Source organism: Luteimonas sp. A534 (genome assembly GCF_054072805.1).
Genome location: NZ_JBSVRR010000003.1, coordinates 198,108 through 210,230, shown reverse-complemented (window position 1 = coordinate 210,230; position 12,123 = coordinate 198,108). Strand labels below are relative to the sequence as shown.

General features: G+C 71.0%; 9 protein-coding genes and 1 pseudogene. 2 read left to right on the top strand and 8 right to left on the bottom strand.

Annotation, left to right across the window (positions count from 1 at the left end):
* Nucleotides 1-76: 76 nt before the first annotated feature.
* The 4 genes from trpE to ACW5F0_RS09130 all read right to left on the bottom strand — a co-directional run bounded on the left by trpE (nt 77) and on the right by ACW5F0_RS09130 (nt 3,561).
* Nucleotides 77-1,549 carry an anthranilate synthase component I gene (gene trpE, locus ACW5F0_RS09145; RefSeq protein ID WP_456963636.1) on the bottom strand — a complete coding sequence of 491 codons (1,473 nt, stop codon included), beginning with the start codon at nt 1,547-1,549 and terminating at the stop codon, nt 77-79.
* Nucleotides 1,546-2,481 carry a lipid kinase YegS gene (gene yegS, locus ACW5F0_RS09140; protein WP_456999596.1) on the bottom strand — a complete coding sequence of 312 codons (936 nt, stop codon included), beginning with the start codon at nt 2,479-2,481 and terminating at the stop codon, nt 1,546-1,548. Before yegS ends, trpE begins: the two co-directional genes overlap by 4 nt.
* Nucleotides 2,478-3,155 carry a ribulose-phosphate 3-epimerase gene (gene rpe, locus ACW5F0_RS09135; protein ID WP_456963634.1) on the bottom strand — a complete coding sequence of 226 codons (678 nt, stop codon included), beginning with the start codon at nt 3,153-3,155 and terminating at the stop codon, nt 2,478-2,480. The genes yegS and rpe overlap by 4 nt, the downstream gene beginning before the upstream one ends.
* Before the next feature lie 76 nt (nt 3,156-3,231).
* Entirely contained in the window at nt 3,232-3,561 is a 330-nt protein-coding gene (locus tag ACW5F0_RS09130; RefSeq protein ID WP_456963633.1) for a J domain-containing protein, read from the bottom strand.
* A 79-nt stretch (nt 3,562-3,640) separates the two neighbouring features.
* Between ACW5F0_RS09130 and ACW5F0_RS09125 the strand changes: the two are divergent.
* Nucleotides 3,641-4,558 (top strand): annotated as a pseudogene (locus ACW5F0_RS09125) (phosphoribosylaminoimidazolesuccinocarboxamide synthase); the annotation flags it as partial.
* Between the two features lie 46 nt (nt 4,559-4,604).
* On the opposite strand, the gene glnE reads toward ACW5F0_RS09125, so the two are convergent.
* The gene (gene glnE / locus ACW5F0_RS09120; RefSeq protein WP_456999595.1) at nt 4,605-7,403 is read right to left on the bottom strand and encodes a bifunctional [glutamate--ammonia ligase]-adenylyl-L-tyrosine phosphorylase/[glutamate--ammonia-ligase] adenylyltransferase; all 2,799 of its coding nucleotides are present in this window, start codon (nt 7,401-7,403) and stop codon (nt 4,605-4,607) included.
* 118 nt (nt 7,404-7,521) lie between these two features.
* On the opposite strand from glnE, the gene ACW5F0_RS09115 reads away from it, so the two are divergent.
* Nucleotides 7,522-8,274, top strand: a complete 753-nt coding sequence (locus ACW5F0_RS09115) for an FkbM family methyltransferase (RefSeq protein ID WP_456999594.1) — start codon at nt 7,522-7,524, stop codon at nt 8,272-8,274.
* Between the two features lie 140 nt (nt 8,275-8,414).
* Here the strand turns inward: ACW5F0_RS09115 and ACW5F0_RS09110 are convergent, their stop codons facing one another.
* From ACW5F0_RS09110 to ACW5F0_RS09100, 3 genes are read right to left on the bottom strand one after another with little or no spacing between them, the layout of a single operon-like run.
* A complete protein-coding gene (locus tag ACW5F0_RS09110) occupies nt 8,415-10,031 on the bottom strand; it encodes a phytoene desaturase family protein (RefSeq protein WP_456999592.1) in 1,617 nt (538 codons plus the stop codon).
* Between the two features lie 4 nt (nt 10,032-10,035).
* Nucleotides 10,036-11,178: a UDP-N-acetylglucosamine--N-acetylmuramyl-(pentapeptide) pyrophosphoryl-undecaprenol N-acetylglucosamine transferase gene (locus tag ACW5F0_RS09105; protein WP_456963629.1), complete on the bottom strand. Its 1,143-nt coding sequence runs from the start codon at nt 11,176-11,178 to the stop codon at nt 10,036-10,038.
* Nucleotides 11,175-12,089 (bottom strand): DUF808 domain-containing protein, encoded by a 915-nt coding sequence (locus ACW5F0_RS09100; protein ID WP_456963628.1) that lies wholly within the window; start codon nt 12,087-12,089, stop codon nt 11,175-11,177. The genes ACW5F0_RS09105 and ACW5F0_RS09100 overlap by 4 nt, the downstream gene beginning before the upstream one ends.
* Between the last annotated feature and the right edge of the window lie 34 nt (nt 12,090-12,123).

The following is a 12,123-nucleotide window of genomic DNA, read 5'->3' as shown; positions in this document are numbered from 1 at the left end:
CGGTACCGCTTTCACTGAGGTAGCCTGATGTACGACGTCCCTGGTCTCAACCGGACAGCCGAGCCACGCCCCGGAGTCAGAGCCCCCCGGCCGCCTGCGCCACCGCCCGGAACAACGCGCGGCCCTTGCTCATCGTTTCTTCCCACTCCTTCACCGGGTCCGAGTCGTACACGATGCCGGCGCCGGCCTGCACGTGCAGGCGGCCGTCCTGGATCACCGCGGTGCGGATCGCGATCGCCATGTCGGCGTCGCCGTTCCAGCCGATGTAGCCGATGCTGCCGGCGTAGACGTTGCGGCGCGTCGGCTCGAGCTCGCGGATGATCTCCAGCGCGCGGATCTTGGGCGCGCCGCTGACGGTGCCTGCGGGGAACGTGGCGCGCAGCACGTCGGCATAGGACAGCCCGTCGCGCACGCGACCGGTGACCTCGCTGACGATGTGCATGACGTGGCTGTAGCGTTCGACCACGAACTGCTCGCCGACCTCGACCGTGCCGGGCTTCGCGACATGGCCGACGTCATTGCGGCCGAGGTCGACCAGCATCAGGTGCTCGGCGCGCTCCTTGGGATCAGCCAGAAGCTCCGCTTCCAGCGCGACGTCCTCGGCCGGTGTGGCGCCGCGGGGGCGCGTGCCGGCAATCGGGCGCACGGTCACTTCACCGCCCTGCATGCGCACCAGGATCTCCGGCGAGCTGCCGACCACCTGGGTGCCGCCGACGTCGAGGAAATACATGTACGGCGAGGGATTGAGCGCGCGCAGCGCGCGGTAGACATCCACCGGGCGCGCTTCGAACGGCACCGACAGGCGCTGCGACAGCACCACCTGGAACACGTCGCCGGCGGCGATGTAGTCCTTGACCTTCGCCACCGCGTCGATGAAACCCTCGCGCGTGAACCCGGAGACGAAGTCGCCTTCGACCAGCGCCGCAGGGCGCAGCGTTTCGGGATAGCCCGCGCCGGCCTGGCGCAGGCGGTGCACCAGCGCATCGAGCCGCCGCTGCGCGCGCGCCAGCGCCTGCGGTTCGGCCGGATCGGCGTGCACCACCAGGTACAGGCGGCCCTTGAGGTTGTCGAACACCGCCAGCTCGTCGCACTGCATCAGCAGGATGTCGGGCGTGCCGATGTCGTCGGGCAGCGCGCCCTGCGCGAGCCGCGGTTCGATGTAGCCGATGGTCTCGAAGCCGAACCAGCCCACCAGGCCGCCGCTGAAGCCGGGAAGCCCCTCGACCTCGGGCACCGACTGCGCTGCGCGCAGCCGCTCCACTTCGGCGAAGGGATCGGCGACCTCGCGTTCGTCCACGATCTCGCCATGCTCGCGCACCGCCAACCGATGGCCCCGGAACTCGTACACGCGCGTCGCCGGCAGGCCGATGATCGAGTAACGGCCGAAGCGCTCGCCGCCCTCGACCGACTCGAACAGGCAGCTGTGCGGGCCGTCGGCGAGCTTCAAATAGACCGACAGTGGCGTATCGAGGTCGGACAGCACCTCGCGCACCACGGGAATACGGGTATGGCCGGCGGCGGCGTGGTCTTGGAACTGTTCGGGCGTCATCGGGCCACCAGCAGCGGGCAGTCGGCAGGCAGGTGCATGCACAGCCGACCGGCAACGGCTTCGATCCGGAAGCGGGAGGACTCGACCGGTTCGCCGTCGAGATTCAACGCCAGTGGCTGGTCGGCCTCGATTTCGATCCAGGGCAGCTGCGCGCGGACGGCCACGCGGTCGAGCGCGGCGTGCCGGCCCTCGGTCATCACCGCGCCCAGCGTGGCGCCGACCTCGCCTTCAAGCGTCGGGACGATGGTGAGATCGAGCAGCCCGTCGTCGAGCTGTGCATCCGGGCACAGCGCCTGGCCGCCGCCGGCCTGCCGTCCATTGCCGATGCCCAGCGCGATGAAGTCTCCTGCCCATTCGAATCCCGGGCCGCGCGCGCGCGCGGTGAGCGGTTCGATGCGCCCCAGCTTGGCCATGCCGGTCACGAGGTAGGCCAGGCCGCCGAGCAGCTTCTTCAGGCCTTCGTCTGTCTCCAGCGTCACCTGCGTGCCGAAGCCGCCACTGACCAGATTGGCCGCCCAGTGCACGCTGCCGCCGTCGGCTTCGAGCTTCAGCAGGTCCATCCGACGCGCCGGCTGCTGCAGCACCAGCTCCAGCGCCGCCAGCGGCGTGTCCGGAATGCCCGCCGCGGATGCGAAATCGTTGGCCGTGCCCATCGGCACCAGCCCCAGGGACGGCAGCGCATCGGCCGGCTCGTCGCGATGTGCGAGCACGGCCGCGACCGTGCTCAGCGTTCCGTCGCCACCCGCCGCGATGACGCGATCTACTCCGCGTTCGATCGCCGCCGCCACTTCGCGCTCGGCGTCGCCGTCTTCCCAGGTCACGCGCACGTCCAGCGCGACGCCGCGCGCGCGCATCGCCTGGACGGCGTCGCGCAGGTCGTCGTCGCCGGCGGATTTGCCGTTGAGGACCAGCAGCCAGCGCGGCGAGTTCATCGCGATACCGTCGCCTTGACCTCTTCGCGCATGCGCGCGATCACCGCGGCGTAGTCGGGCTGGCTGAAGATCGCCGAGCCGGCCACGAATGTGTCCGCGCCCGCGGCGGCGATGGCGCCGATGTTGTCCGGCTTCACACCGCCGTCGATCTCCAGGCGGATGTCGCGCCCGCTGGCGTCGATGCGCTTGCGCACCGCGCGCAGCTTGTCGAGCGCGGAGGGAATGAAGGCCTGGCCGCCGAAGCCGGGATTGACCGACATCAGCAGCACCAGGTCGAGATCGTCGAGCACGTAGTCCAGCACGTCCACCGGCGTCGCCGGGTTCAGCACCAGGCCGGGCTGGCAGCCCGCGGCGCGGATCAGCTGGATGGTGCGGTGCACGTGCAAAGTGGCTTCGGGATGGAAGCTGATCAGCGTCGCGCCGGCCTCGGCGAAGTCGCCGACGATGCGGTCCACCGGCGACACCATCAGGTGCACGTCGATCGGCGCGGTCACCCCGTGCTTCCGCAGCGCCGAGCACACCAGCGGCCCGATCGTGAGGTTGGGCACGTAATGGTTGTCCATCACGTCGAAGTGCACCCAGTCGGCGCCGGCGGCGAGCACGTTGTCGACCTCTTCGCCGAGGCGTGCGAAGTCCGCCGAGAGGATGGAGGGGGCGATGACGGTGGGCAGCATGGCGGTGCTCGTGGCGACGATGGGGAGTGCATGCCGGCCCGGCGCGAAGCCGCGGGCGGCGCTGCGGGGATCGATTCTACCGGCCGCCGCGCTGCTTCCGGATCCGGTCGTAGGCGCGGTTGACCTCGGCGGCGCGCTGCTGGGCCTGCTCGAGCAGTTCGGGCGCGGCGCCGGTCATGCGGTCGGGGTGGTACTGGGCCATCAGCCGGCGGTAGGCGAGGTCGATCTCGGTGTCGCTGGCGTCGTTGTCCACGCCCAGCACGTCGTAGGCATCGTGCGCCGGGCGCCGGAACCAGTCGCTGTCGAAGGCATGCCCGATCAACAGGCCGATGAGACCGCCGGCCGGGTGGCGCATCAGCAGCCAGCCGGCAATGAACCCGAGGAGTTTCCCGTACCAGCGCTTCATGCGCGTGATTCTACCGTCCGGTGAGCACGCACGCGCCACGCATCGCTACAATGCCCCCCCGACGGCTGCGATACGACCCATGGCAACGACCCTGATCGAAGCCCGCCTGCCCGGCCTCGAACTGCTCCACCGCGGCAAGGTCCGCGACGTGTACGCGCTCCCTCCCGGCTCCGGGCCGGAGGCGTTCGGCCCGCTGCTGCTGATGGTCGCCACCGACCGCCTCAGCGCCTTCGACGTGGTGCTCCCCGACCCGATTCCCGGCAAGGGCGAGATGCTCTGCCAGGTGTCGAACTTCTGGTTCGACATGACCGAGCACCTGGTGCGCAACCACCTCACGGGCATCGACGTGGCCTCGGTGCTGCCGGCCGGCGTCGATCCCGACGCCTACCGCCTGCGCTCCGTCGTCACCCGCCGGCTGAAGCCGGTGCCGGTCGAGGCCATCGCGCGCGGCTATCTGATTGGCAGCGGCTGGAAGGACTACCAGCGCACCGGGCGCGTCAGCGGCATCGCGCTGCCCGACGGCCTGCGCCAGGCCGAGAAGCTGCCGCAGCCGATCTTCACGCCCTCGACCAAGGCCGCCGCCGGCGACCACGACGAGAACATCGACTTCGACACCATGGTGCGCACCATCGGCGCCGAGCTCGCCGAGCAGGTGCGCGACGCCACCCTGCGCCTGTACGCGTTCGCGGCCGACTACGCCGCCGAGCGCGGCATCATCCTCGCCGACACCAAGTTCGAGTTCGGCACCGATGCCGATGGCCGCCTGTACGTCATGGACGAAATGCTCACGCCGGACTCGTCGCGCTACTGGCCTGCCGACGGGTACGAGGTGGGCACCAGCCCGCCGAGCTACGACAAGCAGTTCGTGCGCGACTACCTTGAAACGCAGGACTGGGACAAGACCGCGCCCGGCCCGAGCCTGCCCGCGAACGTCATCGATCGCACGCGGGCGAAGTACGCCGAAGCCCTGCAGCGCCTCGCCGGCATCAGCATCGACGATGACACCGCCGCGGGCAGCGAAGTCCGCTCGGGCAGCGCGGGCGCTAGCCGGGGCTGAGTCCGGCGCCGTGCAGCGCGTCGCGGATCGCCGCACGCGCCGCGTCGAGGGCGTCGTCGGCCGCGGGCACGACCCGCGCGCGCCGGTCCAGGGTGCGCTCCAGGCCCAGCGCCACCAGCAGCGCGTGCGCATCGCGCAGGGCGGATGCCGCATCGCCATCGAGCAGGCCGGCACCGCGGCAGGCGTCGATCAGGGCCGGCGTCGAACGCGGGCCGAGCAGTTCCGGATGTGAGGCCGCACCACCCAGCACCAAGGCCTGCAGCAGGAACTCCAGGTCGACCAGGCCGCCTTCGCCCTGCTTGAGATCGAACAGGCCGTCGCGGCCGCGGTCGAGTTCGGCGCGCATGCGCGCGCGCATTCCCGAAACGTCGGCGGCCAGCGCGACCGGATCGCGGGGACGCCCCAAGGCTGCCGCGCGCACGCGTTCGAATGCGGCGTGCAGCGACGCGTCGCCCGCCACGCAGCGCGCGCGCACCAGCGCCTGGTGTTCCCAGGTCCATGCGCGCTCGCGCTGGTAGGCGTCGTAGGCCGCCAGCGACGACACCAGCAGTCCGCTGCCACCATCCGGGCGCAGGCGGACGTCGACCTCGTACAGTTGCCCGGCGCCGGTGGGGGTGCCGAGCAGGAGCACGATCTTCTGCGCCAGGCGCGCGAACCAGCGCTGTGCCTCCAGCGGTCGCGGGCCGTCCGACTGCGCATCGGCCGACGCGTCATACAGGAACACCAGGTCGAGGTCGGAGCCGACCCCGAGCTCTTCGCCACCGAGGCTGCCGTAGCCGATCGCGGCGAAGGGCGCGTCGGGCACCGTCCCGTGGGCGGCGCGCATTTCGCGTTGTGCCAGCTCGACCACGGTGGCGACCACGGCATCGGCCAGCCAGGCCAGCTGGCGGGCGCTGTCGACCGCGGGCATGCGCCCATCGAGCGTGGCCAGGGCGATGCGGAAGCTCAGCGCCTGGCGGGTTTCATTGAGCGTGAACAGCGCGCCCTCGAGATCGTCGCGAGACAGCACCGCGGCGCAGGCGGCGTCGACCTGCCCGCGCCCGGGCATCGGTCCCTCGACGCGCGCATCGAGCAGCTCGTCGAGCAGCAGCGGGTGCGCCGCGACGCGCTCGGCGAGGAAGGCGCTACGCGTGACCAGGCCGATCAGCCGCGACAGCGCCGCGGGCTGCTCATCGAGCAGGGCCAGGTAGCTGGCCCGGCGCAGGATGTTGTGCAGCAGCGCCAGCAGGCGGCGAATCGCCTGCAGCGGACGGTCGGCCGGCACGCTGGCCTGCAGCATCACCGGCATCACCCGGTCCAGGCGCGCGCGCGCGGCGTCGGACAGCTCGCGCACGCTGGGCGACCGCGCGAAGTCGCGCAGCGCGGCGTCGACCTCGGCTGGATCCCCGAAGCCGGCCGCGGCGAGCACGCCGGCATCGCCGCCCTCGGGCAGGGCGCGCCAGTAGCCTGCAAGGTCACCGCTGACCGCGCCGCGCGATTCGTCGCGGTGCGACAGCAGGGCGTCGAACTCCGCGGCAACAAGCGCGCGACGCCGCGTGACGTCGGCGACCAGCGCAGGCCAGTCGGGATAGCCCAGGCCGTCGGCGATGCGCAGCCGGTCCAGCGGATCGTCGGGCAGGACATGGGTCTGCGCGTCACGCAGCATCTGCAGGCGGTTTTCCACCCGGCGCAGGAACAGATAGGCCTCGGCGAGATCGCGCGCGGCGTCCGGCTCCACCTGCCGCGCCGCGCGCAGGGCATCGAGCATCGGCAGCAGCCGGCGGCCGCGCAGCGCGGCTTCGCGGCCGCCGCGGATCAGCTGCAGCACCTGCACCAGGAATTCGATCTCGCGGATGCCGCCGGAGCCGCGCTTGACGTCGTCGGCCAGCTCCTTGCGCGCGACCTCGGCCTCGATCGCCGACTTCATCTCGCGCAGGCCGGCCAGCGCGCCATAGTCGAAGTAGCGGCGGTAGACGAAGGGGCGCAGCGCTACGAGAAAGCGCTCGCCGGCGTCGAGGTCGCCGGCCACCGGCCGCGCCTTCTGCCAGGCATAGCGCTCCCAGTCGCGGCCCTCGCGCTGGAAGTACTGCTCCATCGCCGCGAAGCTGAGCGCCACGCGCCCGGCATTGCCGAACGGTCGCAGGCGCAGGTCGACGCGATGGCAGAAGCCGTCGACGGTGGGTTCGTCGAGCAGCTTCGCCAGCGCACGTCCCAGGCGCGCGAAGTACTCCTCGGCGGCCAGCGGGCGCGGGCCATCGCTCTCGCCGGCCTCGGCGTAGGCATAGACCAGGTCGACGTCAGAGCTGAAGTTGAGCTCGCCACCGCCGAGCTTGCCCAGGGCGAACACCACCAGGCGGACCGGGGTTCCTTCGCTGTCGCGGACCACGCCGTGGCGGCGGATGAATTCACCCTCAAGCGCCTCCAGTCCCAGCTGCAGGCACTCCTCGGCAAGACGGGTGCTGCCCGCAAGGGTGTCGGCGACATCGTCGAGCCCGTTCACGTCGCGCCAGACCAGCCGCGCCGAGGCCGCCATGCGGTACCTGCGCAGCAGCGCGGGCCAGGTGTCGGGCGCATCCGGGTCCAGCAGGGGCAGGGGAACCTGCGCCACCGGATCGGCCAGCAGCGCTTCCAAGGTGGACGGCCGGCGGATGAACACGTCCAGCGCGAAATCGCTGGCGCCGGCCACGCGACGCAGCGGTTCGCTCCCGCGTTCGGCCAGTCCTGGCGGCAGTCGCGCGAACGCACGCGCAACGTGAGCGCTCAGGGCCAGGGACGGGGCGCGGGCGGCAACGGTGGAGGGATCCATCCGGGGGATTGTGGCACCCCGCCCTCCCGGTCGCCGCGCACTTGGCCGAGCAGGATGGTCTGCCGCGTTCCTGCCAAGAGCATGCCGACACCGGGACGCGCCGGGACGGGGGGGTCGCTTGAAGCTGGCATTCGATATCGGCATGTACGACGGCGCGGATACGGACTATCTGCTGCGATCGGGTTTCCGGGTCGTCGCCATCGAGGCCCAGCCCGGCCTCTGCAGCCAGGCGGAAACGCGGTTCGCGGAGGAAATCGGGGAAGGCCGACTGACGGTCGCCAACGTCGCCATCGCAGGCAGGGAGGGGGTGGCCGATCTCGCCCTGTGCAGCGACGACATCGGCTCGAGCTCGATCGTCGCCGGGAAGCTGGGCGGCCTGCGCCACGGCGGCACGCTGCGGGTCGCCGCGACGACGATCCTGTCGTTGATCTCGAGGCACGGCACGCCGGACTTCATGAAGATCGACATCGAGGGCGCCGACCGGCACTGCATCCTGCCGCTGACGCCCGACGTCGCGCCGCGCTACCTCTCGTTCGAGGTCGACGAGGACGTGGCCGAACTGGTTGATCACACGGCCGCGATCGGCTACACGAAGTTCAAGCTGATCGGGCAGACCAGCTTCCTGGAAATAAGCCGCGAACGCGGTGTCGGCTACCGGGCCCGCAACCGCGTGATGAAGTGGCTCGGCTACGGCGAGCCCGGCCTGGCGCGGCGCAGCGGCCAGTGGTTCCCCCTGATGCACAGCAGTGGCCCCGGGCCGTGGGAGAGCGACGGCGACTGGTATTCCGCCGCAGTCCTGCTCGACAGATGGACGCGAAGCAGTGCAATGAATGGCCGCCAAGGCTGGTACGACGTTCACGCGATGCGTTGACCAGGCGAAAAAAAGCCCGGAACGGCGGACCGTTCCGGGCTTTGCTCCCTCCCCCACGTCGGGTGCGCAGTGATCGTGAAGGAAACGTTATCCAAAGTGCACGCTGCAGCGCAAAACGAAACCGGCGAGTACAGGAACTGTCAAGTGCTGGTGGCCGCCTTGCGGCCGAAGTCGCGGAGCATTTCGCGCGCTGCATTTCGACCCGGCAATCCAGTGACGCCGCCACCGGGGTGCGTGCCGGAACCGCAGAGGTACAGGGCTTTCAGCGCGCCGCGGTAATTTCCCTGGCCCAGCAGCGGCCGGGCGGAGAACAGCTGGTCGAGCCCCAGCGAGCCGTGGAAGATGTCGCCGCCGACCAGGCCGAAGCGGCGCTCCAGGTCCAGCGGCGTCAGTGCTTCGTAGCCGAGCACGCTGGCGCGGAAGTTGGGGGCGACCGTGTCGACGGTATCGATCATCAGGCCGGCAACGGTGTCGCGGTGCGCGTCCCAGCCCCCGTCGACGTCCGGATTCACGTGCTGGCAGAACAGGCTGGCGACGTGCTGTCCCGGCGGCGCCAGGGTGTCGTCGAGCGTCGAGGAAATTACCAGCTCGACGATCGGCGCGCGCGACCAGCCGGCGTTGTGTTCCTTCGACTTCGCATCGAAGTAGGCCTGCTCGAAATAGCGCAGCGAGTGGCCGACCAGGATGCCGCTCTGGTGGTGCGGCTGCAGCGCGGTGCCCGGCGCGGCCGTGAAGTCCGGCAGCTCCGACAGCGCCACGTTCATGCGGAAGGTGCCGGACCCGCAGCGGTAGCGCTCGATGCGCCGCGCGGTGTCGTCGTCGAGGTGTTCCCGCGGCACCAGCTTCGTGTACAGCAACTTGGGATTGAGATTGCTCGCCACCGCGGCCGCGCGCAGCTCGCGGCCGTCGGCCAGCGCGACGCCCACGGCGCGGCCACCCTCCACCAGCACACGCGCGACCTCGACGTCGGTTTCGATGGCGACGCCGCGCGCGGCGCATTCAGCGGCCATGGCCTGCGTGATCGCGCCCATGCCGCCGATGGCGTGCCCCCAGGCGCCTTGCTTGCCGTTCACCTCGCCGAAGACGTGGTGCAGCAGCACGTAGGCCGACCCCGGCGTGTAGGGACTGGCGAAGTTGCCGACCACCGAGTCCCAGCCCAGCGCTGCCTTCAGCGGCTCGGACTCGAACCAGTGGTCGAGCAGTTCGCCCGCCGACTTGGTGAACAGGTCCAGGAGGTCGCGGCGGCCGCGCATGTCGAGGCGGCCCAGGCGCCGCGCCACCGACGCCGACGCCAGCCAGTCGGCGAGCACGAAGCCATCGGACACGTTCGGCGGCGTCAGCTGCATCAGTTCGCGCAGCACCACGACCACGCGTTCGAGCATCGCGAAGTAGTCGGGCAGCCGCGCGGCGTCTCGGGCCGACCACTTCGCCACTTCGGCCGTGCCGTGCTCGCCACCGAGGCGGAAAGCGCGGCCGTCGGGCAGCGGCAGGAAGTTCGAATACGGCCGTTCCACCACGCACAGGCCATGCTGCGCCAGGCGCAGGTCGGCGATCACCTGCGGGTTGAGCAGGCTCACGGTGTAGCTCGCCACCGAGTTGCGGAAACCGGGGTGGAACTCCTCGGTGACGGCGGCCCCGCCGACGATGCCCCGGCGCTCGAGCACCCGGACCTTCAGGCCGGCGCCCGCCAGGTAGGCCGCACACACCAGACCGTTGTGGCCGCCGCCGATGATGAGGACGTCGTCGCGCGCGGCCATGGCGTCAGCCCCGGGCAGACCCGGCACGCGACTGCAGCAGCGCCTCGACCTCATCGGCCAGGCGTGCCGCGGCATCCGGCCGTCCGAGCCGCGCGGCGGAATGGGCGGCCGCAGCCAAGGCCGTCGGATCGGTGAACAGCGCATCCAGCCGCGCCGCCAGCGCGGGCGCGGTGAACCCGCCGGCGTCCTCGGCCATGCACCAGCCGGCGCCCAGACGCTCCAGCGCTTCGGCATTGCCGCGCTGCTCGTCGCGCGAACCGCCCTGCGGGATCGGCACCACGATCGCCGGGCGCCCCACCACCAGCAGGTCGGCGATGGTGGTCGCGCCGGCACGGGTCACGACCAGGTGTGCGTCGCGCAGCCGCGCGGACATATCGTCGAAGAAGGGTTGGAGGTCGACCGCGATGCCTGCATCCCGCAGCTGCGCGGCCACCGCATCGGCATCGTCGCCGCGGTATTGCAGCGACACGCGCAGCCGCGCGCGCAGTGCGGCGGGCAGCGCCAGCAGCGCCGGCGGCACCACGCGTCCGAACACCGCCGCGCCCTGGCTGCCGCCGACCACCAGCAGATGCAGCGGCGCATCGCCGGTCAGCGGCGGATACGGCGCCCGCGCGGCTTCGAGGATCGTCGCCCGCACCGGATTGCCGGTCTCGACCAGCTTGCCGCGCGCGCCGACGTCCACCCCGCCGATGTCACCGAACGAGGTCGCCACACGGTCGGCGAAGCGCAGCAGCTGCCGGTTGGCCATGCTCAGCCGCGTGCCCTGTTCGTGCAGCAGCAGCGGCAGGCCCAGGCTGCGCCCCGCCATCACTGGCGCAAAGCTCGGATAGCCGCCAAAACCCGCGACCAGTGCCACGCCACGCCGCTTCATGTCCGCGCGCGCGATCGCCGCGGCCCGCGTGATCACCGCCGCGGCAGCGAGCTTGCCGCCGAGGCCGCCCGCCAGGCTGCGCGCCGGCAGCACCAGGTGCGGCAGGCCGGCAAGTGCCTGCGTGAACTGCGCGCCGCGGCGCTCGGTATAGATGACCACGCCGTGGCCGCGCGCCTGCAGCTCGCGCGCCAGCGCCTCGGCCGGGAACAGGTGGCCGCCGGTACCGCCGGCGGCGAGGCCCACCGTCCCACGCACGCGTCCGACGCCCGTGTTCAATGCGCGACCTCGGCCGTCTTGCCGCGCAGCTTCCCGACCAGGGCGACCGCGCCCAGCACCAGCGCGCCCACCACCAGGCCCACCATCAGGCTGGCCAGCATGTCGGCGAGGAACGCGGGCACGCCCGCGCCCTCCATCACTTCAAGCACATGGTGCAGGACATCGATGTTGTGCACGAAGATCCCCCCGCCCACCAGGAACATCGCGATGGTGCCGACAATGCCGAGCGTCTTCATCAGCCATGGGGCCGCGTAGACAAGTCCCCGGCCCAGGGCCGGCACCACAACGCCCCGCTTCTGGGCCATCCACAGGCCCGCATCGTCCATTTTCACGATCGCCGCCACCAGGCCGTACACGCCGATGGTCACCCCCAGCGCGATCACCGAAAGCGTGGTGGCGCGGGTCAGCAGCGGCTCGGCGGCGACCACCGCCAGCGACAGCACGATGATTTCGGCGGACAGGATGAAATCGGTGCGCACCGCGCCCCGGATCTTCGTCTTCTCGAGTTCCTCCGGGGTTTCGCCCGATTCCAGCACGGCCTTCGCCCGCGCCTCCGGATCCGGCTTCGCTTCGCGATGGAACAGCTTGTGCACCACCTTTTCAAAGCCTTCGTAGCAGAGGTAGGCGCCGCCCACCATCATCAAGGGCACCACCAGCACCGGCGCAAGCCAGCTGATCAGGAGGGCCGCCGGCACCAGGATCAGCTTGTTGACCAGCGAGCCCTTGAAGACCGACCAGACCACCGGCAGCTCGCGGTGCGCCTTCACGCCGGCCACCTGCTGGGCATTGAGGGCGAGGTCGTCACCCAGGACGCCCGCGGTCTTCTTCGCCGCCACCTTGGTCAGGATCGAGACGTCATCGAGAAGCGTGGCGATGTCGTCGAGGAGGGTGAGCAGGGAGGCACCAGCCATGCGGGTTCCGGGGATTCGGGCAGGACGCGGATTG